This window comes from Leptodesmis sp., assembly GCF_052746595.1.
On the sequence record NZ_JBRAGO010000036.1, the window covers coordinates 1 to 22,827 of the forward strand.

The 22,827-nt window shown below is 50.2% G+C and carries 17 protein-coding genes; 5 read left to right on the top strand and 12 right to left on the bottom strand.

Annotated features, from left to right (window positions below; all coding sequences use genetic code 11):
* Positions 1-484 precede the first annotated feature (484 nt).
* Together ACUVQO_RS09965 and ACUVQO_RS09970 are read left to right on the top strand one after the other, a co-directional pair.
* Positions 485-1,813, top strand: coding sequence for a four-carbon acid sugar kinase family protein (locus ACUVQO_RS09965; RefSeq protein WP_445925729.1), 1,329 nt, complete (start codon positions 485-487; stop codon positions 1,811-1,813).
* A gap of 143 nt (positions 1,814-1,956) precedes the next feature.
* The gene (locus tag ACUVQO_RS09970) at positions 1,957-3,204 is read left to right on the top strand and encodes a glycoside hydrolase family 10 protein (protein ID WP_445925730.1); all 1,248 of its coding nucleotides are present in this window, start codon (positions 1,957-1,959) and stop codon (positions 3,202-3,204) included.
* A 40-nt stretch (positions 3,205-3,244) separates the two neighbouring features.
* Here ACUVQO_RS09970 and ACUVQO_RS09975 read toward each other — a convergent pair whose 3' ends face one another.
* Together ACUVQO_RS09975 and ACUVQO_RS09980 are read right to left on the bottom strand one after the other, a co-directional pair.
* Positions 3,245-4,186, bottom strand: a complete 942-nt coding sequence (locus ACUVQO_RS09975) for a pentapeptide repeat-containing protein (protein WP_445925731.1) — start codon at positions 4,184-4,186, stop codon at positions 3,245-3,247.
* Between the two features lie 35 nt (positions 4,187-4,221).
* Positions 4,222-4,860 carry a hypothetical protein gene (locus ACUVQO_RS09980; RefSeq protein WP_233744345.1) on the bottom strand — a complete coding sequence of 213 codons (639 nt, stop codon included), beginning with the start codon at positions 4,858-4,860 and terminating at the stop codon, positions 4,222-4,224.
* 243 nt (positions 4,861-5,103) lie between these two features.
* Here ACUVQO_RS09980 and ACUVQO_RS09985 point away from each other — a divergent pair, with 243 nt between their 5' ends.
* A complete protein-coding gene (locus tag ACUVQO_RS09985) occupies positions 5,104-6,615 on the top strand; it encodes a hypothetical protein (RefSeq protein ID WP_445925732.1) in 1,512 nt (503 codons plus the stop codon).
* 61 nt (positions 6,616-6,676) lie between these two features.
* On the opposite strand, the gene ACUVQO_RS09990 is transcribed toward ACUVQO_RS09985, so the two are convergent.
* The 8 genes from ACUVQO_RS09990 to ACUVQO_RS10025 form a co-directional block, all read right to left on the bottom strand.
* Positions 6,677-7,198 carry a Fur family transcriptional regulator gene (locus ACUVQO_RS09990; RefSeq protein ID WP_445925733.1) on the bottom strand — a complete coding sequence of 174 codons (522 nt, stop codon included), beginning with the start codon at positions 7,196-7,198 and terminating at the stop codon, positions 6,677-6,679.
* Positions 7,199-7,314: 116 nt separating this feature from the next.
* The gene (locus tag ACUVQO_RS09995; RefSeq protein WP_445925734.1) at positions 7,315-7,440 is read right to left on the bottom strand and encodes a hypothetical protein; all 126 of its coding nucleotides are present in this window, start codon (positions 7,438-7,440) and stop codon (positions 7,315-7,317) included.
* Entirely contained in the window at positions 7,425-8,018 is a 594-nt protein-coding gene (locus tag ACUVQO_RS10000) for an urease accessory protein UreH domain-containing protein (RefSeq protein ID WP_445925735.1), read from the bottom strand. The genes ACUVQO_RS09995 and ACUVQO_RS10000 overlap by 16 nt, the downstream gene beginning before the upstream one ends.
* 72 nt (positions 8,019-8,090) lie before the next feature.
* Positions 8,091-8,300 (bottom strand): hypothetical protein, encoded by a 210-nt coding sequence (locus tag ACUVQO_RS10005; protein WP_445925736.1) that lies wholly within the window; start codon positions 8,298-8,300, stop codon positions 8,091-8,093.
* Between the two features lie 150 nt (positions 8,301-8,450).
* Positions 8,451-12,371, bottom strand: a complete 3,921-nt coding sequence (cobN, locus tag ACUVQO_RS10010; protein WP_445925737.1) for a cobaltochelatase subunit CobN — start codon at positions 12,369-12,371, stop codon at positions 8,451-8,453.
* 284 nt (positions 12,372-12,655) lie between these two features.
* Positions 12,656-14,134, bottom strand: coding sequence for a GTP-binding protein (locus tag ACUVQO_RS10015; RefSeq protein WP_445925738.1), 1,479 nt, complete (start codon positions 14,132-14,134; stop codon positions 12,656-12,658).
* Positions 14,109-15,782 carry a YcjF family protein gene (locus tag ACUVQO_RS10020; RefSeq protein WP_445925739.1) on the bottom strand — a complete coding sequence of 558 codons (1,674 nt, stop codon included), beginning with the start codon at positions 15,780-15,782 and terminating at the stop codon, positions 14,109-14,111. Before ACUVQO_RS10020 ends, ACUVQO_RS10015 begins: the two co-directional genes overlap by 26 nt.
* A gap of 706 nt (positions 15,783-16,488) precedes the next feature.
* Entirely contained in the window at positions 16,489-18,300 is a 1,812-nt protein-coding gene (locus ACUVQO_RS10025) for a hypothetical protein (RefSeq protein ID WP_445925740.1), read from the bottom strand.
* A 209-nt stretch (positions 18,301-18,509) separates the two neighbouring features.
* Here ACUVQO_RS10025 and ACUVQO_RS10030 point away from each other — a divergent pair, with 209 nt between their 5' ends.
* Both ACUVQO_RS10030 and ACUVQO_RS10035 read left to right on the top strand, forming a co-directional pair.
* Positions 18,510-19,214 carry a response regulator gene (locus ACUVQO_RS10030; protein ID WP_445925741.1) on the top strand — a complete coding sequence of 235 codons (705 nt, stop codon included), beginning with the start codon at positions 18,510-18,512 and terminating at the stop codon, positions 19,212-19,214.
* Positions 19,215-19,265: 51 nt separating this feature from the next.
* On the top strand, positions 19,266-20,357 hold the full coding sequence (locus tag ACUVQO_RS10035) for a sensor histidine kinase (RefSeq protein ID WP_445925742.1): 1,092 nt from the start codon (positions 19,266-19,268) through the stop codon (positions 20,355-20,357).
* Positions 20,358-20,382: 25 nt separating this feature from the next.
* On the opposite strand, the gene ACUVQO_RS10040 is transcribed toward ACUVQO_RS10035, so the two are convergent.
* Together ACUVQO_RS10040 and ACUVQO_RS10045 are read right to left on the bottom strand one after the other, a co-directional pair.
* On the bottom strand, positions 20,383-22,371 hold the full coding sequence (locus ACUVQO_RS10040) for an AAA-like domain-containing protein (protein WP_445925743.1): 1,989 nt from the start codon (positions 22,369-22,371) through the stop codon (positions 20,383-20,385).
* A gap of 232 nt (positions 22,372-22,603) precedes the next feature.
* Positions 22,604-22,813: a hypothetical protein gene (locus ACUVQO_RS10045; RefSeq protein WP_445925744.1), complete on the bottom strand. Its 210-nt coding sequence runs from the start codon at positions 22,811-22,813 to the stop codon at positions 22,604-22,606.
* Positions 22,814-22,827 lie beyond the last annotated feature (14 nt).

Consider the following 22,827-nt stretch of genomic DNA (forward strand, 5'->3'; position numbering starts at 1 on the left):
ACCAATCTAGCGAACTCCTCTACTTGTGTCAACATCTCCTATCGAAAAATTTTGGAGATTGTTCTAATATGCCTTGAAATCAGGTTTTTAGTTGCGTGGGATTTCGGCGATCGCGCGAGGTCAAGGAGACTAAGTATCACAAAAGCGGCAAATTTTTCACGAACTTCTTGTGCTAGTTCAGGAATCTAAGACTGATATTTCCTGAAGAAGAAATTAATCCAGCGTTCGTGGAGCACCACTTCAGGAGATCAAGCTACTGCCCTCAAATGCTGCATCCATTATCCAACAAGGAATTCCTCCTTTCAGTTATTAAGGGGTTGCTGTTGGCTAATAGCTAATCCCCAGGTTTCAGCAGGTTGTATCAATGTATGAATTAGGTAGAGCCTTCTTAGCATTTGCAGCCAACATTGCAAATTAAAGCGGAGAAAGTGGCTGGCTGGCTCAATAATAGCCTTAGGAAACCCGGAGATTTTGGCAGAAAGACATGACCAGCAAGCCCAAGATTATTGTTCTAGATGATGACCCGACTGGATCCCAGACTGTTCATAGTTGCCTGTTGTTGATGCAATGGGATGTGGAAACGTTGCGGATCGGGCTGATCGATGAAGCTCCTATCTTTTTTGTATTGACGAATACACGGGCGCTCGCTCCAGACAAAGCCGCAACCGTGACGCGGGAGGTCTGCCATAACCTGAAGGAGGCGATCGCCCTGGAACACCTTCAAGATTTTTTGGTTGTCAGTCGATCAGATTCCACGCTGCGCGGCCATTATCCAATTGAAACAGATGTGATTGCGGAAGAGCTAGGCCCATTTGATGCTCATTTTCTGACCCCAGCCTTTTTTGAAGGGGGACGCATCACGCGAGAGAGTGTACACTATCTAAAAGTGAACGGAATCGACACGCCTGTTCATGAGACTGAATTTGCCAGGGATTCTGTGTTCGGCTACCAGCACAGTTATCTGCCTGACTATGTAGAGGAAAAAACTCAGGGACGAATTAAGGCTGATCGGGTAGAGCGATTTCTGTTAGCCGATATTCGACAGGGTGTGCGTGATCGTCTGATGCACCTGCACGATAACCAGTGCTGTGTTGTCGATGCAGAAACCCAGGATGACTTGAACAATTTTGCGATCGATGTGCTGGCGGCTGCCTCTGCAGGCAAGCGGTTTTTATTCCGCAGTGCTGCCAGTTTGCTGACGGCTCTAGCTGCACTTCCTGCTCAGCCGATCGCGCCAGAAGCCATGGCTCAATATGTGCGGGAGGGCAAACCAGGAGCTGTCATCGTTGGTTCCCATGTGAAAAAAACTACAGAACAATTAGCAGCCTTGTTGCAACAACCCGGCATTGTGGGACTGGAAGTAGATGTTGCTCGTTTATTAGATCCCTCTACCAATCCTCGTCGCACGCTACTGGCTGAGATTACAGAGCAAGTGAACCAGGTGCATGTGGCTGGCAAAACTCCTGTCATTTACACCAGTCGTCAGGAATTGACCTTTGACGATGTACAAACTCGCCTGGATTTTGGGGAAGCCGTGTCCGGTCTGTTGATGGATATCCTGCAACAACTTCCTTCTGATATTGGCTTTTTAATCAGCAAAGGCGGTATTACCTCTAACGATACCCTCAGCACTGGATTGGCTCTGAGAACCGCTCGTCTGCTCGGTCAGGTATTGCCCGGTGTCTCAATGGTGCGTACGCCTGCTGATCATCCCCAGTTTGCTGATCTGCCCGTAGTCCTGTTTCCCGGTAATGTTGGAGATGCCAATGCTTTAGCAACAGTCTACCAACGGTTGAGTCTTTCAAATCTGTAACAAGGTTCCGGCAGAATATCTCTACGGTATTCCTATAGTTACGTGATCGCGCCAGTCGCAAGAATTTGGTCAGGGCAAAGGATCAATTTTCCGCAGGTCGGTTAAAGTAGGACGACGTGTTGATGTACTCAATTTCATTACCCATGTCCCCTAACTTGCGATCACTGTTATCAATGCGGCTATTGGTAAAACGATTCATCCTGCGATCGGTTCGCCCTGTGCTGCCAGTGTTGTTTCTGTTGGCCTTCGCGATTCCGTTACTCCTCAATCCTTTGCTACCCGGATCCGGTAGTAGCTCAGTTGCGATCGCCCAACAACGCCCATCCCAACAAGAAATTCGCGGCGTGTGGATGACCAGTAATGATCTAGATATTCTGCGCGATCGCACCAAACTGCAGGGAGCTATCAATCAGCTTAAACAACTCAACTTTAATACCATCTATCCGGTGGTCTGGAATGCAGGTTATGCCCTGTATCCCAGTACCGTAGCGCAACAGTCCGGGATTCAATCCTTTGTTTACAAGGGCTACGAAGGTCAGGATATGCTGGCTGATTTAATTGCCAAGGCCCACGCTCAGGGGTTACTGGTGATTCCCTGGTTTGAATTTGGCTTCATGGCTCCCCCGTCCTCAGAACTGGCAACCCAGCGAGCCGCCTGGTTAACCCAAAGGCAGGATGGCAGTCAAACTTCTATCAGTGATGCTGGAGAGGTGGTGTGGTTGAATCCCTTCCGGCCAGAGGTACAGAAATTTATCACCGATCTGGTGCTGGAAATTGTGACTCAATACGACGTAGACGGCATCCAGTTTGATGATCACACCAGCCTGCCTAACGACTTTGGCTACGATCCTTACACGATCGCACTTTATACCAGAGAAACGAAAAAAGCTCCTCCACCAAATCCCCTGGATCAAGCCTGGATGCGCTGGCGGGCCAATAAAATCACCACTTTCATGGTGCAGTTAAATCAAGCGGTGAAAGCCAGAAAGCCAAAAGCCATCTTCTCCCTATCCCCTAACTACTATGACTTTGCTTACAAAATGCATTTGCAAGACTGGTTGGGATGGCTTCGCAAAAATATTGTGGATGAGTTAGTAGTGCAGGTGTATCGTCCCAATTTAGAAAGTTTTCAGCAGCAAATTGTGCGTCCTGAAATTCAAGAAGCTCAACAAAAAATTCCTACTGGAATCGGCATTCTCACTGGACTTCGCAATAAACCTGTTTCCATATCTCTGATTCAAGCTCAAACGCAGGCTGCTCGAGATCGGGGTTTGGGCGTGTCTTTCTTCTATTACGAAAGCCTCTGGGATGCCTCGCCCGAACCTGCACCAGAACGACAAGCCGGATTTCAAGCCCTGTTTGTGAGTCCTGCCGTACGATCGGCCATTTAAGAAAGGGCACGAGGCGCAATACCCGTATCGATTGCACGGCCTACTCTAAAATGGCGGCGTGTAACTGTGCGTCCCTGACATTGGCCTCTTCTAAATTGGCTCCGCGCAGATCAGCCCCGGTGAAATTAACCTGGCTCAGGTTAGCGCCACGCAAATTCGCTGCCTGCAAGTTGGCATAGCTGAGATTCGCCCCCCTTAAGTTAGCACCGCACAAATTGGTGGATTGCAGGATGGCCCCAATGAAGTTAACTTTACGGAGGTTAGCCCACCGCAAATCTGCTCCAGTCAGGATAGCTTCGCTTAAATTGGCAGCAAACAGATAAGCGCTGTTCAAATGAGCCTCAGTTAAATTCGATCGGTGTAAGTTGGCTTGATAGAGATGGGTTTCATTCAGTTCGACCCAGTGGAGATTGGCACCGCTGAGGTTGGCCTGCCCCAGATCTGCGCCTAGGAGGATAGCTTCACTGAGATCCGTGCGTTGCAGATCCGCTGCCGTTAAGTCGGCATGGCGTAAATCCGTTTGGCGTAGTTCCGTTCCAATTAAATTCGCGTTCTGTAAATCAGCGCCTCGTAATCGTGCTCCTTTCAAGTCGGCTCCAATCAGGTTTGCATTTACACACATCGCTCCGGTCAGGTTGGCTCCTACCAGATTCGTATTCACCAGTTGAGCATGGCTGAGATTCGCATTGACCAGAATCGCGCCGCGCAAATTTGCCGTACTGAGAATAATTGCTGACAAATTAGCATCTGTTAAATTGGCCTCACTCAGATCCACACCTGCAAGGTTCTCGCGGCTCAAGTCAACGGCTGGCAAATGCTTACCCTGAAAGCTTCTATTTCCCATAGCAACTGGGAGAGAAGTTTGACCATTTGGCAGTTCCCAACCATTAAGACCATGTTTGGCGGAATAGATCTTGAAGTGAGTGTGACGCTCGATCGCTGTCATGACTGCCAAATTACGACGTTCAGAAAAAAGAAGCAAGAACTGGTTCTAAGGATTGAATCCCCATACCACCATTATTCCACGCGCATAGAATCCATATCTCGGCCTGCCACTCCTTCCATTGCCGATAGCACCGCATGGGAAGCTGCAATAATATCCCGCTCCTCGCCACCCAGATAAAGCCGCCCAAAACTGCCGACTGAGGAAATTTGCAGAATATTAATCAGTGCCGCTTTTTCAGCTTCATTAGCGGCCAGAGAGGCATAGGCGGCTGGCTCAACTTCAAACACGTATAGCGTTTGTCCAGCCAAAATCATCTGGCCTCGTCGATTGCGATTGATCAGTTGAGTATGGTGAGCATCAATGTTGCGAATGATTTGGCTGGAAAGAACTCTGGGCTTGAAAGCATCCTGCCGACGCACCCCAAGCGAGTCCAGAATTGCACGGCCAGCCGCTTGAACTTCCCCCTGATTAGTGGAATGAATTTCCAATAAGCCATAAAGGCGCTCTACTACCAAAACTCCGGGACGCACCACTGCCGCTTTGAGAGCTACATCAGTAATGCGATTAATTTCAATACCGGGAGAGATCTCAATCCAGAGGGAGGCATCACCGGGTAAGGGCAAAAAGCCGATTGCAACAGTTCCCAGGTAAGCAGCATGCTGGGGTTGTAAACGGTCAATGTATACGTAACTACGAAGATCGACACCCAAAGCTTAAGCAAGTTAAGAAAGGCTAAATCAGTATACGGTGTTAAGTCCGCCGATGGCTACGAAAAAATAGGAGAGACTCTGACTAAACCCATCCATACCACGAATTAAGCTTTGAGTTTTAAGTTAAACCTGGTCTAAGTCCAGAACCGTAGTTTCTCTGATCGGAAAACGACCGTTCTCTAGCTGAACCTGGTTTAGCTCTAAACTGAGAACTAAGAACTAAAAACTTTCTCATTAACTGCCATGTCTCCCTCTCCTTCTGGCCCTTATCAAAGCCGTTTCCTCCGTGCCATTTTGAGCCAAACTCGCCGCTGGCTGGCTCGAGGACAGCAAGCGGTACGGAACGTCCAGGTGGTAGCCGGATGGAGTATACAAATTTTGCTCTACCCGGTGTACGCCCTATTTCAAACGACACGATTGGTAGGGCAACAGATAGGAAAAGCGGCCCAACCAGAATTTCCTCAACTGAAAGTGGCCAAGGCCGATCAGGCTGGGATTGCTCTATCTTCCAATTCCTCTCTAACCACCGATCGCCCCCTGCAACAGGTGTTACAGACTGTGCAGAACTTTGCCATGACTCCCATTCCGGTAGCACTTCAACAATCGGAGTTAATTATCCAGGGAATTGCGACGCAGTTAGAAGGGCGATCGCTGGTGCTAGTCACGCAGCAAAATCAGGTACTGGATATTCTCACGCCCGAACAGCAACAGCGGCTGGAACAGCGCATAATTCAGGAAATGGCCCATTATGAACGGAACTCCGGCCTCTGGCGGTTGCCCCACTGGATTGGCACGCGGATTCGCCGTTTATTGGGAAGAGGTACATCGGCTCCTCCCCTACCAGCCTCCGATGCCAATTCACTCACTCTGGCCAACTCGGTTGCCCTGCAGGTAGATGCCCCTGTCTGGCACTCTCTGTTCACCGTACAACAATTCCTGGAAGCAACGGAGGCCCAGGAGCAGGTGACTGCATTGGCGATCGCGAATGCCTTAACCCCTGCCTCAACCGTTTTTATTCGTGGGGTTGCCTCCCTCCTGGACGGGCGATCGCTGGTACTCGTCACGAACCATAATCAATTACTGGATGTCTTGACCTGCGAACAGCAAGCTGTTATTCAGCAACGCATTATCTGGGAAGTCGCGCATTACTATCGTTATTTACAACTGCGGCAACAAGCCCAGGGATTAATCCCCCTGCATCCTCCCTGTCCGCATAGTCGGGCATGGCTACCTGTGCGTGTATTTCAGGGGTTAATGGCCTGGATGCAATCAGGGCCAATCGCGATCGCCGCCAACCTGTTTCAGGAAGCCGCGCTCCCTCCCGCTTCCTGGTCTGAATCCGATGCGCCACCCATCCTACCCAGTGGAAACGCTGCAGCCCTCCCCGGATTTTTGCAGAAACTCCAGACCAGACTCACCGCAGCCCTAAATCTGCCACCCTCATTCTCTCAAGTACAAGTAGAGGAGACCTCATCATCAGCAGAATCATCTTTGCTCACCGCTTCCACTCTCCCCTCCCCGAGGGTGGCTGAGCGCTCTCCCCTGCTGCACCGAAATGGCAATAAGCCTTTAGCTGGGGTAGAGGAGCGATTGCCGGAGTTGATTGAAACCGATGTCACTTTAATAGGCTACGAATTGAGTTGGCTGGAACGGGTGATCCGCTGGCTCGATCGCTGTTTTCTGTGGGTAGAGTCTCTGTGGAGCCAATTACTGAACACCCTGTTCCGTCGCTCATCTCAATCGCAAGATGAGTAAGTTAAGCCTCGCTCTAGAAAAAACCAACAGAGACGTTCCGGTGGAATGTCTCTACCCAGTGTCAAGAACCTACATTCAGGGCAGACATGCTGGCGATCGATCGGGAGCAGGCCCAGTGACTGGGAACTGAAGCAGGCCATCCCATACGAAGTGCCTCCGGACAAATCGTGTAAATCGTTAGCTGGCAATCAATCATCTGAAATCCTGCTTTTTCCACCTGTTTAAGGCCCTGCTTCCAGATGGAATCATTTTCAAACTCAATCGTGCGGTTGCATTGCACACAGACAAGGTGATGGTGGTGATGGGGAGAGGCTGAATTCAACTCATAGTGTTTGTGACCTTCTGCCAGTTCCAGTTCCCGCAAAATGCCCATCCGCGTCATCAATTTCACTGTGCGGTAAACTGTGGAAAGGCTAACGGCCTCTCCCCGTTGCACCAGCAATTCGTGCAGTTCTTCTGCACTTAAATGATTGCCGCGAGGCAGATTTTGAAACACCTGTAGAATAATCTCCCGTTGTGGGGTTAGTCGCCACCCCTTTGCATTCAATTCGGACTTTAAGGAACCAGCGGTGTAGGAAAACATAAATACCTCTCGACGCTGCCTTTTCAAGGGCTGACCTGCACTTCTGAAATGATAGTTCTATTAAGACTTAATTGCAAGAAGCAGACTTGTTGAGAATTAGATCGGAGTCATTATAGCTACTGATTCAATTTCCTGGCTGGCGTAGGCCGTAGCGGTGGGGCATACCATTGTTCCAGAGAGAAACAGGCCCACAGAGGACGAAATCGCACCAGAGGAACGGCTCCCGTCAGAACAACCAGCATCCCCGACCAAATCTTTTGGGAGTTGTGAATTCCATGTTCCCCAGGTAATGAGAACCCACCAGAATGGCATGGACAGTACAGCAAATTAAAGCAGGAACGGCGAGCAGATGCAGAAGTCGCCAGCGATCGCCCAACCGCTGCATCATCCAATCAAAGCTGGTGAGGAAGGAGAGATGGAGCATGGCTCTGCTGAGGCGATCGTGGAGTCGTCCCTGTAACGGGTGAAGCAGGGGTAAACCGGGCATTAATCCAGGTCGAATTTGATTCAGTCCGAGCCAGATGAGCATTAGTCCGGTGAGAATGGCGATCGCCCGTCTCAGGGGACTGTCGATGCCAGCTAACTGTCCGCCTGCAATCAGCAGTGACCCGACTCCTCCCACACCGGCTCCTACGAGTACATAGCTCGTCATTCTGCCTAGATTCAACAAGCTATGAAAGTAAACGTAGCGCTGCCAGTCTGGTTGGCCTACTTCTTTTTGAGACAGGGAAAAGGCCACGGCTAAAGGTCCACACATCCCCGTGCAGTGTCCAAAACTACCTAAAAATCCCAGGCTGAGAATTAAAAACAGATCTAACATGCCACAAAGTAGTAAAGGCAGAGGGCAGAAGGCAAAGATTGAAGTACTGCTGCCTGCTTTCAATGAATCAGGCTAGTCGAGATACTGACTAACTGGAACTGTCGGTTCTGAACCCTCTTTTGTTAATTCGGACATCAGTTTATGGATCATTGCCAATACAAGCCCCAAGGCCACCAGCAAAACGTACCAGGGCGCAAACATCAGACCACAGGTCACGGCAAGAAGGACAGCACAAAGAACAGATGCCTGCACAATCAGCCAAACCAGTTCTATCTCAGCCAATCCTCATGTTCTTTTCGCTACTTCAAATCCTATACCACTGTCTCCGCTGATAAGCCCTATGTAACAGACCAGATATAATCCTTTGCATTTTCGCTTTATTCTTTGCATTTTCGATCAGGTTACGTCCATACCCTTCTGGTCAAAGTTGCTTCATTCAATCAATGCTTCGGCTTGCAGAGCGATTGATCGCAAATGCTCCAGAGTATCGGCTTCGACATCGTGCCACAATCCCCGTTGATGAGCCTCTAACAAGCGTTCGGCCATATCTCGTAACGCCCAGGGGTTCTTTTGTTGGATGAACTTCTGCACCTCTGGATCCAACACATAGGCTTCAGCAATGCCCTGGTACATAAAATCTTTTACACAGCGGGTTGTGGCATCGTAAGCAAACAGATAATCCAGCGTGGCGGCCATCTCAAACGCTCCTTTATACCCGTGGCGCATGACACCTGCGATCCACTTGGGATTGACCACCCGGGAACGGTAAACTCGGGCGATTTCCTCCTGCAACCGCCGGATTTTGGGATTCTCTGGCCGGGAATGATCGCCAAAATACAGGTGAGGATTTTTCCCCTGAATAGAACGTACCGCTGCCGTGAGTCCACCCTGAAACTGATAGTAATCATCGGAGTCCAGTAAATCGTGTTCTCGGTTGTCCTGGTTGTGCAACACGACCTGCATCTGCCTCAAACGTTGCTCAAAGGCTTCCGGGGCAGCATGTCCCACTCCCTGCCCTGTATAGGCATAGCTGCTCCAGTTAATGTAAGCCCGCGCTAGATCTGCATCATCCGTCCAATTCTGAGCCTCGATCAAGCCCTGTAATCCTGCTCCGTAAGCCCCTGGTTGAGAGCCAAAGATGCGGTAGCGCGATCGCCGTTCGGCTTGCTCTACGGTTAATCCCTGCTGTTGCCAGTGGACGGTTTCCTGTCGCACTCTGGCCGCCAGTGGGTTCAGATCTTCTGGCTCATCCAGAGCCGCCACAGCCGCCACAGCCTGATCAAACAAATCAATCAAATTGGCAAAGGCATCCCGGAAAAAACCAGAAATTCTCAGGGTGACATCCACTCTCGGGCGACCCAGAACCGACAACGGCAAAATTTCAAAGTCCACCACACGCCGCGCTACCCCTTCCCACACGGGGCGAACTCCCAAAAGCGCGATCGCCTCTGCTATATCATCCCCCCCCGTTCGCATTGTAGATGTCCCCCAAATGGACAGTCCCAACGTTTTGGGGTACTCTCCCTGTTCCTGAACATACCGTTCAATCAAGACTGCTGCTGCTTTCCGACCAACTTCCCAGGCGGTTTCGGTCGGCAGTGCCCGTATATCTACTGAATAGAAGTTGCGGCCCGTGGGCAATACATCAGGTCGTCCGCGTGTCGGTGCGCCTGAAGCTCCTGCAGGAACGTATTCCCCATTTAGTCCTCGAATTAAGTGAGCGAGTTCCTGAGTGGTTTGCTGGAGCGTAGGAATCAGGTGGTTCTGGATCCAGGCGAGAGAGGGGAAAAGAGTGGGAGGGTGGGAGGGTGGGAGAGTAGGAGCAGATGTAAGTAGTTGATCAACCAAAGAGGCAGCATGATTCTCAACTTGGGCGATCGCGTCTCCCACAGTCCGGCACGTTCGCAATCGCTCCTTCACCTCCTGATTTGCGATCCCCGATCCCTGATCGCCGATCTCCTGCAACCATTCCCCTAGTTCCGCCGTCAATGGATCAAACTCCAAGCCCCAATCCTGAGCGATCGCACGAGTAAGTCCAGGTTGATGAGCATTGGGATGACGGGCGATCGCTATGACCAAGTCGCGTAATTGTCTACCTTCGGGACATTGCCCCAAAATGTGCAAGCCATCGCGAATTTGAGCTTCTTTTAATTCACATAGGTAGCCATCGATTTGTGGCAATAGGGTTTCCAATGCAGGCAGAGTTGGCTCATTGCGAGTCTGCCCCTTTTCCTGTTTACCATTTCCCACTGCTTCAAGGCCCAAATCCTGATAGAGATGTTCCTGCTGTAGCAGTTGCAGAATGCGATCGCGAATTAAGGGTAACCGGGATGGATCCAGGGTTTGAGCTTCGTAGTATTCATCAATCAGCCGCTCCAGTTGTTGTAGGGGGCCGTACAACTCCGCACGGGTCATCGGTGGAGTCAGATGATCCAGAATGACTGCCTGCGATCGGCGTTTGGCCTGTGCCCCTTCCCCCGGATCATTAACGATAAACGGATACAAGTGCGGCAGCGGCCCTAACGCCACTTCCGGGTAGCATGTTTCCGAGAGAGCAATGCTTTTACCCGGAAGCCATTCCAGATTGCCATGCTTACCAACATGGACGATCGCTTGTGCCCCAAACTGCTCCCGAATCCAGTGATAGAACGCCAAATACTCATGGGTTGGCTCCAGATCCGGTGCATGGTAATTCAGTGACGGATCCTGGTCATAGCCACGTGCAGGTTGAACGCCGATGAAAATGTTGCCCAGTTGGAGGCCGGGAATCGGGATAGAGGATGGGGCACTTTTTGCGGGATTTTGGATTTTGGACTTTGGATTTTGGCTGACCTCTGCTCCATGCCCTAATTTCTGATCGCTGATCTCCGATCTCTGTTCCCTATTCCCCACACCGCCCCAACGTTCACTAATGCCCTGCTGTACGGCTTCTGGCAGGCTAGCGAAGTATTGCCAATAGGTTTCCAAAGAAAGGGATTGGTAGACAGGCCGCCAGTTTCGGCTTTCTGGATCATTGGTAATGCCAGCGGTCAGTTGTTGAATGAGATCGTCACCCGAGGCAGGCAGATTCTCAACGTAATAACCCGCTTGCTGCAGGGCTTTGAGAATTTCAACACAACTGGCTGGGGTATCCAAACCCACACCGTTAGCAAGGCGACCATTGCGTGTGGGATAGTTGGCCAAAATCAGAGCAATTTTGCGATCGGGAATGGGCGTTTGCCTGAGCCGCACCCAATTTGCGGCTAGATCTGCGACAAATTGAATGCGATCGCTGACAGGTTCATAACCCACGACATCGGTTTCCAACTGGGGATTCCAGGTTTGCACACTTTTGAAGGACACGGCTCGACTGATAATTCGCCCATCTACTTCAGGCAACGCAACATTCATAGCCATATCACGAGGAGATAATCCCCGCCATTGACTCTGCCACTGGTCTACGCTGCCGCCACTGAGGATAACTTGCAGAATAGGGATGTTGAGGGAGTGCCAGAGGGTGGGTGGGTGGGTGGATAGGTGGTCAGAGAGTTGGGCGATCGCGAAGCTAGTGGTATTGAGGAGAGCCTGAATCCCAGCTTCGTCTTTAGGTTGAAAGTAGTGCAGGATTTCAGCCTGAACATCGGGATCACGAAGGGAAGAAACAAAGACGGGGATGGGATCAAGCTGGCGATCGTGTAATGCCTGACAGAGAGCATCGATGGGAGCAGTGTTACCAGACAGGTAGTGGGCGCGGTAGAAGAGAAGACCAACTTTGGGGAGTTTTAAGTTGGAAACTTCGGATTTTGGATTTTGGATTTTGGATTTTGGATGGTATAGACCTACCTGGGGAACAGTTTGGGGCGACGGCGGTAAGAGCTGACAGCCGAGATATAGATTGGCGATGAATTGGAGGGCGTGGGTCAGGTTGTCGATACCGCCTTCGGTGAGATAGCGCCAGAGTTGATTGGCCTGGGCCAGGGGAACGGTGGAATGGCTCATTAAATCGAGATCAGGGCGATCATCCCCAGGAAGCACAAAGAGGGCCGCTTGCGATCGCTGCACGACTTCCTGTACTACTTCCAGACCATAACTCCAGTAGGACTGTCCACCCAGAAGGCGCAGCAGGATCACTTGAGCATGGGCCAGAACTTGCTCGGCGTAGGTGTCGATCGTCAAGTTTTGCTGCAAGTTAAGCAGATTCGCCACCCGAATCGCAGGAAAATCCGCGGGTAGTCGTTCTACAGCTCTGGCCAGGGTCTGAATATCCGTATCGGCAGCAGTTAAGACGACGATCGGAGCTGGCGTTTGTTCAATAAACACAACTCCTTCTTGATCAGGATTCCATCCTCCCGGAGTAGCTGCCAAACGGTGCATAATTTTGTTTCCCGATTACGAAAAGGCTGTTCTGCTTTGTATGCCTCATCGAATATACGGTAAAACCTAGCATGGTCAAAACAGGAAGTTAAGCAGGGCATTCCAAACCCCAGAGAAAAAACTGCCCTCTCTAGGACAAAATAATTCAAATTGACCGGGGGAGACGAAAAAGGGGCGCAGAGTCCAGCCCAGTTGACTGCTACAAAACCATTTTAAATTTTGGATTTCGTCAATGGATAGCATGGGGCAGCGTCAAGCAACTGACACAGGACACAGAATCACCCTTACAGCATAGGGATATTCAGTTGCTCACTCAGATCTTGCCGAACGCGATAAAGAATCGTGTCTTTGTCAATTCGACTGAGAATTTCCTGAATCACCGTATTCGCTCCCTGCGGCCCCCAGCTACACCCCCGTTGCAGGTAAGCCTGAGCCGCCTGCCCAACCGAATAGGCTCCAAAGCCAGCCAAAGAAGCCTGGGCGATCGCAGCTCCAGCATAGGCCGTTAAACTACTGGAGGTGTCCACTCCAGAGGCGGCAGCAGCGGCACTTTTTCCTATACCCAACAGGAGGCCACTGCCAATTTCTGAAAGCAGCAAACTGCCAGAACTAAGGATGATCGTCTTCCACAGTTTACTGGCTTCATGGCCTGTGACAGGCAACCCATAAAGCTCTGACAGCGCCCGAATCATGGCCAGGTCAGAAATCGCCCCCCCTGCCAGGTCAAGGATGGCGATCGGGTTGAGAGCGACGGCGATCGCTTTATACCGAACGAACTTCCAGATCAATTCGTCTGCCTCAGCATTGTGCAACTCCAATAACTGATCTGCCAACCGAGCTTCCGCCTCTCGCACTTGAATTAAGGCATTCAACGCCATTAAAGTACGGCCCTCCCGATTGAGAACTTCCAAAATCTTTTGCTTCAATGGCTCAATGTAAACCGGGGGTGTTTCCCGCTCATAGGTCACCCGACCATCGGGATGTTCCACTCGCACTTGCAGGGGAGCCGGATCGGCCGCCACCAAAACAATCTCATTCACGGACAGTAGTTCCTGTAAAGACGCTCCTGCGGCGCTTTTCGCCGCTAACCACTGCAAACTCTGATAAATCTCTTGCCGGGTATGCTGTGGATATAAATCAATTTTGTTGAACACCAGCAACAGGGGTTTTTGAGCCTGCCGCAAGTCGCACAAAGCTTGATATTCCGTGCGAGTAATATCTCCAGCTACCACAAATAAAATTAGATCGGCTTGATGGGCAACGGTTTGAGCCATCTCAGCCCGTGCTTGGCCATCAATTTCGTCTAATCCCGGAGTATCGATCAATTCAATTTGCACCGTTGCCGGGGAATCAGTCCAGTTGCTTGGATGAGCGATCGCTCCATCTGCCTCAAAGGGCGACCAGACAACCACTTGTGGCGCTAAAGTAACCCCATTCAACGGCCCAGTAGGTAATACTTTCTGCCCCAGGAGAGCATTCAACACCGCTGATTTGCCTCGACTGACCAGCCCAAACACTACTACCCGCGCCACATTGGTTTCTAACTTATGCAAGGCCGCGGAAAGCTGTTCCATATCCGCTTTCACTGCCGCTTGAGGCGATGTTCCCGATGGCCGCTGTCTGGCAGCCCGAAAGTACCTCGTATAGCGATTCAAGGCCTGCCGCAAACTGACACGAGCACGCTGAAGATAAAGGGTTTGCGGATTGATCGCTCTCAATGGAGAAGCAGAGTTAGATTCAGGAGGAAGGGAATTGGGTGGCATCCAGAGGAACAGCTAGGGGAATAGGGGTCTTAGTTTCATTCTGCTCCACAACCTGACCTTCTGGCTGGGGCAGAGAGAGCGGGATGACGAGGGGAGGCGAGGGAAGAGGGGGAGGGAGGGGCGAAGAAGTGGAGGCGTTAGGTGCGGAGTCTGTACATAGGGAGGGGGAAGGTTGGGTGGCTTTGGGGATGATGCGATCAAGAACCTGCAAGATAAAGGTTTGTACAACGGAGATTTGCTGGTTCTTCTGGAAGACTTGTTGCACGATCTCGCCTAACCGATCGATCGAGAGAGGTTTGGCATCGCTGAGGGTTAGGTTCGGTTCCTGGGTATGGAAATACTCGATTAACGTCAGTCCCGCAATCCGGGTTAGGTATGCCGCGCTCACCGCCTGAATACACCCGCCTGCGATATAGGTCACAGCATTCGTCTTGAGTAAATGGGACACCGTTCGTGTGGAAAATTCTACCAATCCCAATTTCAGGATCAGGCTTCCTAACGTAGTCACTACTTTCTGAGCCTGATCCACAGAAAACTTCTGCTGATAAATCGCTCCCAAATCCAGGATCATTTGGACGTTGATCGCTGCCGTGGCTACCACATCCAGGGTAGGAACCGGACTAGCAAAGGCGGTGGCAGCAGACACCCACTGAAATTTTTCGATTACAGGCATCGCTTTGAGCCGTCGTACCTCATTCAGAGTCGCCCCTGTTTGAGCTTTTAAGTCGAGCGCCTGAGTCAGAGCACTGGCCAATACCAGTTGCCGACTTTCTTCGTCAACAATGGCTGTTAACCGCTGGGTCAAGGCGGCCAGATCGGGGGGTTGCTCTTCCATCCACTCTTGAACAGCCCCATCATCCTGATAATACCTGACTTTCAAGGGTTTGGGCGCTGCGGCAATCGCAACTACATCATCTCCAGACAGAAAGCCCCGTCCCCAGTTTTGCATCCGGTTGAGAATAAGCTGGCGTTCTTCCGGCAAATACAAATCCTGTTTGTTAAACACCAACAGTGTTCGCTTCCGGGCAGCCAACCGCTTTAACTGCTGCAACTCCGAATCCGTTAGGTCCCCAGTGACCAGAAACAGGACCAAGTCCGCTGCGATCGCCTGCTTCAGCATCAGGGCTTCGGCATCTAATCCACCTGCCGTTTCCACCCCAACACTGGGAGCCTCGTACAAGCTTACAGACTGAGGAACTTGGCCCACCCAGTAAGTTTGCAATAACCGCAGGAGCACCGTCTTTCCGGATCCTTTAGCTCCCATGACTATTAACCGCAGAGTCTCGCGATCGAGTTCATGAGCAATCTGGCCCACTTGAGATTGCAACCAGGATACCTGAGGCTGAACTCCAGCCAGGGCTGAATTTGTGTCATCTGCTTCCAGTTTTAACCGAAGTAACACCTGTTCTACTTCGGCCAATGCCTGTTTAACCGCAGTCACATCCACATATTTCGGTAAAGACAATTCCTCAGCAACCTTGGCTGTGGACGGACGTTGAATCCACCAGACCCCTGCACTAATAGCAAGAGCCAGCATGGTGTACAGCTCCCATTCGCCAAAGGATTGGTGTAGAAATTCCAGCATCCAGAGAGCTGCTGCCAGGGTAAGACCACCCACCAGCAGGGGACGTTGCAGTTTGTCCGTCATAGCCAGGTCAGTAGGAAAGCATCCTCATTCTACCGAGGCTATGGGTGGCTTGAGCAGCGGATTGCCCTACTTACCGTACTTTTTCAGAATGAAAAAATAAAGCCCTAAGTACGGCTGCCTGTTCAGCAATATCTCCTCGAAGCTTAGTATCCACAAGCTTGTGAAATTCTCCTTAAATATTTTAGAACCCCAAGGTCAGAAGAACTCGGGGCTCTAAATTTGGTGGCGGGGCATGGATTTGAACCATGGACCTTCGGGTTATGCTTACCACTACAACTTTCGCTGCCTGAATCAATCAGTTTGTGGTCTGGACTGTCCCTTCACCCTCAGCTTTCCTGTTAGGGTGCCTGCCTAACCAGTCTCTACACCTTCTCCTTTCGGAGCTTGGCTCGGGATTACCACGCTACTGGCTTCCCCGACTTAGACAAGTAATCACACATCAGTTTCCTGATATGCCGCCCATTAAAGAAATCAGCCTAAAAGCGTGTAACTGATTTCTGATTCGAGCCCGACGAGCTACCAGACTGCTCTACCCCGCGTTAGCTTGTTCAGTATAACGATAAAATCGCGATTTCTGCAATCTTTTATTTAGTTTATATTTCCTTTCCTGATAGAGAGGTTTCGGCGAAACGTCTCTACCCCGTTACTTCAATCCTGGTAAAGCTGCGATTACTAGTGTCGCTTGATCTTGGCCTTCCACAAGGCCTCACTGCCCGCCTCCTGGCACAAACGCCCCCAGCACCTGATTATCCGAGTTGTACACCTGAATGGGTATCCCCGAATTAGTGCTCACAGTCTGCAACGCTTTGGCGAGAGAGGCAAAGTGTTGATCGATTTTGTACATTGTCTCGTAGTCTCTAGAGAAATAGCTAATGCCACCGATCGTCCGGGCACGACGTTCATAGGCAGACACAAACTTAACTTTGATGACATCGTTTTGGATGGTGTAGTCGCAAATCTTGCCAGAAGCAAAACAAATTCGATCCAGATCATCTCGAACTTTAACCACTGTTTGGGCCTGTTTTAGAGCACTCGCTGCATTGGCTGCAAGCGTTTGGGCCTGACTAGAAACAGAAGTCTCCTCCGGCACCTGGCCAGCATAATTGAGGACGCTCTGCCAGGATGCTGCCGCCTGAGACCATTGATTCTTTTGTTGCCATGCTTTGGCCTGTTGTTCTGACTGAACAGCCTGAGTGTAGGCTTTGGTCGCTAACTGCTCCTGGGTAACCCGATCGCGGACGGCGACCAACTTCGGCTGATAATTCTGCATCAGTTGCTGCGCTTCGGTATAGCTGGTAGTTCCCTCCGGAATTTGCTGTAGCGCATTCATAGTCACTAGCCAGGTTGATTGAGCAATTTGCCAATCCTGAAGTTCCTTGGCTGTATTTTGCCGCGCTTCCGCCAAACCCACGGTTTGCTTGGCTATCAGTAGCCGTTTGCGAGCCTCCTGTTCCGCTACAATTCGCTGCTCGATCCATTTCAAATTCGCCCGGTAAGCTGTTAATCGCTGTTGTGCATAGGGGTAAAGCGGACTGGTTTGAGCCACAGATTCTAGGGGAGCGATCGCCTCTCGCCAGAGAGATTCCACCGCCTGCCAGTCTGCCACCGATTGAGCCGTTACCTGGCCCTTCCGAGTTGCCATTTCAGCCTTGCTTTCCGCGCTAAGGATCTGATCTAGTAATTGTTGCACCCCTTGTGCTTCGCCGTAGGATCTTGACCAAGGAGGGATTTCACTGACCAAACGTCGCGCTTCCGTTAAGTGCTGTCTGGTCTGTTGTTCGGCCTGCTCCGATGGATTTCCCTGCAGGAGCTGAGCAGATTGCTGGGCAAGGATTTGAGCCGTTTGCAATGGTTGGCAGATACCCCATACACAGGGCCGCGTGAGAGCATACAAACTCCCCCCCACCAACACAGCCGCCACCAATCCCCCCCCGGCCGCCAACCAGGGTTGCGGATTTCCTTTCGCCCTCAATCTCCCAGGAGAGATGGCAGAACGATCACCCACAGCCACTAACTCAGGCTTCCGCTCCGATCGGGATAAAGCAGCCGAAGCAGAGGGGGCTATTTCATCCAGTTGAGCCAGTGGCCTATCTTCAGTGGGTTCTGCGATCGTCGCATCTGCAGCGGGTTCTGCGACGGTCGCATCCTCTGAGGACAACGGAACCTCCGACTTAAATGAGAAATTGGCTGTAGAGGAGAAGCGAAATGCATGAGCGGCACAGGGTTTTGCCTGACCAGCCACCCGTAAATACAGCTTGATTAAAGAATTCTGGTTTGAGCTTGGAGACGGGCGATCGGGCAGCCAATCTGCTGGTATGTCAGCCAGCGCCTGTTGTAAAATCCCAAATACCTGAGCAGGCTCAACCTCAATTCCGGGAGGATGCTGCACCAACACCATCAGGTTTTCTTTCAAGGCACACTGAACCCGCAGCGGCAACAGGGGTAGATGCAATCTCAACTGCTCTTGCAACCGCCTCCCAATCTGCCTCAAATTCTCCTGCTGCATCCCAGTTTCCATGAACCATGATCAAAAATTTAATCCCATGCTACCCGTTGTCTGAAAGTGCGTCACCCCTGGGTAAGAGTAGAAAGTTAAGAGTTAAGAGTTAAAAGTGAGTAGTGGATAGTGGGCTATCCTTAGTCGTTCATCATTTATAGAAAACAGAGGACAATCTAAAATCTAAAATTCTCTAACTCTCAATTCTTAACTCTCCCCTCCCCCTGTCTATGGAAATTTTGATTGTTGAAGATGAAGCTGAAATTGCTCAATTAATTCAGATTTACATGGAAAAAGAAGGGTTTTCCTGCCGGGTTTGCCGGGATGGAAATCAGGCTCTCCAGATATTTCAGGAGCAGAAACCCGATCTAATCATTCTGGACTTGATGATTCCTGGGCTGGACGGATTAGAGATATGCGCCCGCATTCGTCAGCAGCCTGGGCCTAAAGATCCCTATATCTTGATGTTGACGGCACGGGGAGAAGAAATCGATCGCATTATCGGCCTCTCCACCGGAGCAGATGATTACATGGTCAAGCCTTTCAGTCCCAAAGAACTGGTAGCGCGGGTGCGTGCCCTCTTTCGGCGCAGTTTGCGGCAGGGCGGACAAACTCATACCTATCGCACCCCACATTTTCAGATTGATGTGGATCAACGGCTTGCCCAACGCTGCCTGGGGAATAACGAATTTGAACCCCTGGATTTGACCGCGCTGGAATTTGATTTACTCTCCACATTCATGAGTTACCCTGGGCGGGTCTGGAACCGCACGCAATTAATCGACAAACTGTGGGGCAGTAACTTCTTTGGTGACGAGCGCGTAGTTGATACTCACATTGCCCGCCTTCGCAAAAAAATCGAACCGGATCCGTCTAATCCCACGTTTGTTAAAACGGTAATTGGAGTGGGCTATAAGTTTGAAGACACGGTGTGAAAGGAGATAGGGAATAGAAAGCGACCAATGACAAATGATCAATAACCTCCTATGAGTAAGCTCGGACTGCGGGGGCGACTATTTCTATCCCATCTGATTGTGATGATTGTGGGGTTAAGTACCCTGGTCACAGTAGGCAGGCTGTATTCTCCCCGGTTATTCGTTCTGCATCTGGAAAATCTGGAGGTCGGGGAGTTGAATCTGGTGCGGGTACGGCAAAAGCTGGTAGATGGGTTTGAGTCAGCCTGGAGTCGGGGTGCCTTTTGGTCGGTCATTGTTGGAGCATCAGCAGCGGGAGGCTTGAGTTATCTGGTGGCCAAACGGATTACCGAACCGCTGATTCACATGGAGCAGGTAACACAAAAAATTACAGCGGGTCATCTGGAAGAGCGGTTACCAAGCAGCGAGATTCCTGAATTGAATCAGTTAGCCCTGAGCTTCAACCGCATGGCCGCCGATCTCGAAGGAGTTGAGCAACGTCGGCGCGAGTTAATTGGGGATCTAACTCATGAACTCCGTACCCCGTTGACGGTTGTGGAAGGCTATCTGGAAGGGTTGGCAGACGGCACGATCGCACCCTCGGTCGATATTTATCAACGGTTAGCCCGTGAAACAGCTCGTTTGCGCCGCTTGGTTAATGATTTACAGGAACTGTCTCAGGCGGAAGCGGGCTATTTGCCTATTCGATCGGTTGAACTCGATCTGCAGCCTTTGTTGCAGGCGATCGTCGACAAATTCTCAGATCAACTGCTGGAATCCAGTCCCATCTTAAAGCTGGATTGCCTACCAGATTTACCGCCTGTTGTGGCTGACCCAGAGCGAGTGGAGCAAGTGTTGATGAATTTGCTGGGCAATGCGCTCCGCTACACCCAGGCAGGATCCATTACGGTACGAGCCTGGAACGAAGGCAAAAAAGTCTGGATTGCAGTAATCGACACAGGACAGGGAATTCCGCCTGCCGATCTGCCCCACGTTTTTGAGCGGTTCTGGCGATCGGATCGATCGCGCGATCGGGCCTCTGGTGGTACAGGTATTGGTTTAGCCATTTCTCGTCGTTTAGTCGAGTTACAGGGGGGCACGATTGAAGTCGAAAGCGAATTGGGTCAGGGCAGCACCTTCCGCTTCTGTCTACCCGTAGCCTAGATCAAGACTGCTCAAGTACCGCAACTCAGGCCGTGGACAAAGTATGCTGCAGAGACTCGAGTTGTTGCTTCACCCAGGACGAGTTGAAAATCCGCCGATAAATGGGGTTAGCCACCTCAAGCCCTAATGGCATGCTGACATCTACACCAGAGCATTGCACAACCAGACCTGACAACAAAAGTTGCTTTTGCTCCAAGCTGCCATCCTCAGGACAGGGAGCCTGATGCAGAATTTTTTCATAAAGCTGTAACCGCGAAATCACCCGCTGATCGTCATCCAATAAGCGATCGCGAATGGTTCTCAAATGTTCTGGCTCATCCTGCACTTCCCAATTGTCGATAATGCGCGATTGCACAATATTCTCGATCCATGCTGCTTCAGAAACAGAGTTTGTGGGTTTTGAATTTTGGCTCTGAGATGTGGAACCTGGAATCTGAAATTTGGAATTTGGGAACTGTTCTTCCGTCTCCCAACCCTCAATCCCTAATCCCCGATTCCCTATCTCTACTTCCTGAGCAACTAGCTTACACAGCTTTTGGGTAAGAAAAGGTTGGCCTCCAGTCCAATTCAATATTTCCTTCAGAAGAGCTTGGGAATTTATGATCTTATTTGCGATACCATGGAGTAATGGCTGAGCTTCATGAAACTGAAAGTTGTTTAGATGAATTGCTCGGCCAATGTTAAACGGAGTGTATCTTTTATCTCGAATCAGTTGAGCAGGCGTAGCAACACCCAACAGAACAAAATTTAGACGTTGATAAGCAGGCTCCTCAGCACGTTTGTTATAATAGGCTCGAAGTAAAATAAAGAAGTCATCGATCGCAAAATTAAGCCCCAAAACGCTATCAATTTCATCAAAAAAAATCACAATGTTACCAGCAACATGAGTCAGCAAAACTTCCTTACAAAAGGTACTTAATCGCTGAGGGGGTGATAAGAACTCATGCTGCCGTAACCATGTACGGACATCAACCTGTGCTCGCAAGTTAAAGCTACTAGCCAGGGTGTAAATTAAGCCCGCATACCATTGCTCTACATTGATTTGCCAGTTGCCAATCTCCGATAAATCGATCGCCGCACAAGCAAATCCCTCTGCTTTCAACTTCTTCATCATTTGAATTCGCAGGCTTGATTTGCCCATCTGCCGGGAATTGAGAATATAACAGAATTCCCCCTGCTTCAGAGCACGGTAAAGCTCACGATCGGCCCTACGAACCACATAGGTCGGAGCATCAATTGGCAGACTTCCACCAACTTGATAAGTATAGGCTACAGTTTGGTTAGTTTCACGAAGTAAGGCATTCTCAATCATCAGATCAGCTTGAGTAGCCCTTAACACTTCCAGAGTATGCGACAATTCTTGAGTACGTTCTGCGACCTTCTTTTCCAGAGTGCGATTAATCTCCGCTAGTTCGTCTTTCGCCTGTTGCAGAGCCGCATTTTTAATCGTTAGTTCTTGCAAAAGCTGCAATCGTTCAGCTTCTATTTGTTTACGCTGAGTAATGTTTTGAAATGCTGCAATCGCATACACCACCTGTTCCTGGTCATTAAAAATAGGAGTTGCCCAAACTTCGATGGGAATGCGTTGATGGCCTTGATGAATTTCTATATCATCTGCAGTACACCGCTCTCCCTGTAAAGCACGAATAATGGGTAAGAGATCGGAAGGGTAAATGGTATCGGTTCCAGCGATAAAGAATTGATAAACTTCAGGGAATTGTTCAGTTGCAGCCTCGCGAACAATTCCCTGATCAAGCAACTCCTGCGCCAGTCGGTTAACGTAGTACGTTCTACCGCTAGCATCGAGTACCGTAACTCCGACAGGCACAGCTTCCAGAAATTGCGACAGGCGTCGTTCACCCTCATAAACTACTTGCTCAGTTTCTTTCTGCAGCTCAGCTTCCACCAGGTCAGAATATTCCGTGGTGGTTTCCAGGAATATTTCTAAGTCAGATTTATCCTGCGCCAGTGTCTCCAGAATTGTGTCACTGTGTTCTGTATTAATTTCCAGCAACGTTTACAGCTCAGCATTTTCTTGTTGCAACTTAGACAATTGACGCTTCAGTTCAGCAATTTCTGCATTCAATTTTTCAATCAAATGTTTTTCCATCACTGCTTAAACTCTAGTTTCAGTTTGGGTATCAGACGCTGGAAGTTTTTTAATGACTTTCCCTGCCAGAGAACCTTAGACAAACCTAATACTGTTAATTGAGTGGTTTCCTGTTGTCGAACTTTGAGTACAAACTTCAAAAAACATTGATACCGGAACTATTCAGAAATTCCAGGCCAGCCAGATCCAGAATCAGCAGAGGCGGTTGGGAATTTAAGATGTCATCCAGAAGTTGAATAATGAGTTGATACTCTTCCAGCCCTGCAAGACGGAGCCTCCCCTGACAGGTGATCGTACTGGTTTCTTCGGTATACCAGATCTGATAGTCCTGAGTTCTGATCTCCATTCTGTAAGCACCTC

Excerpts from the sequence above, each read along its gene's own strand:
- ACUVQO_RS09965 (WP_445925729.1), top strand. The coding sequence starts at position 485 with ATGACCAGCAAGCCCAAGATTATTGTTCTAGATGATGACCCGACTGGA.
- ACUVQO_RS09970 (WP_445925730.1), top strand. The coding sequence starts at position 1,957 with ATGTCCCCTAACTTGCGATCACTGTTATCAATGCGGCTATTGGTAAAA.
- ACUVQO_RS09985 (WP_445925732.1), top strand. The coding sequence starts at position 5,104 with ATGTCTCCCTCTCCTTCTGGCCCTTATCAAAGCCGTTTCCTCCGTGCC.
- ACUVQO_RS09990 (WP_445925733.1), bottom strand. The coding sequence starts at position 7,198 with ATGTTTTCCTACACCGCTGGTTCCTTAAAGTCCGAATTGAATGCAAAG.
- ACUVQO_RS09995 (WP_445925734.1), bottom strand. The coding sequence starts at position 7,440 with ATGCTGGTTGTTCTGACGGGAGCCGTTCCTCTGGTGCGATTTCGTCCT.
- ACUVQO_RS10000 (WP_445925735.1), bottom strand. The coding sequence starts at position 8,018 with ATGTTAGATCTGTTTTTAATTCTCAGCCTGGGATTTTTAGGTAGTTTT.
- cobN (WP_445925737.1), bottom strand. The coding sequence starts at position 12,371 with ATGCACCGTTTGGCAGCTACTCCGGGAGGATGGAATCCTGATCAAGAA.
- ACUVQO_RS10015 (WP_445925738.1), bottom strand. The coding sequence starts at position 14,134 with ATGCCACCCAATTCCCTTCCTCCTGAATCTAACTCTGCTTCTCCATTG.
- ACUVQO_RS10020 (WP_445925739.1), bottom strand. The coding sequence starts at position 15,782 with ATGACGGACAAACTGCAACGTCCCCTGCTGGTGGGTGGTCTTACCCTG.
- ACUVQO_RS10025 (WP_445925740.1), bottom strand. The coding sequence starts at position 18,300 with ATGGAAACTGGGATGCAGCAGGAGAATTTGAGGCAGATTGGGAGGCGG.
- ACUVQO_RS10030 (WP_445925741.1), top strand. The coding sequence starts at position 18,510 with ATGGAAATTTTGATTGTTGAAGATGAAGCTGAAATTGCTCAATTAATT.
- ACUVQO_RS10035 (WP_445925742.1), top strand. The coding sequence starts at position 19,266 with ATGAGTAAGCTCGGACTGCGGGGGCGACTATTTCTATCCCATCTGATT.
- ACUVQO_RS10045 (WP_445925744.1), bottom strand. The coding sequence starts at position 22,813 with ATGGAGATCAGAACTCAGGACTATCAGATCTGGTATACCGAAGAAACC.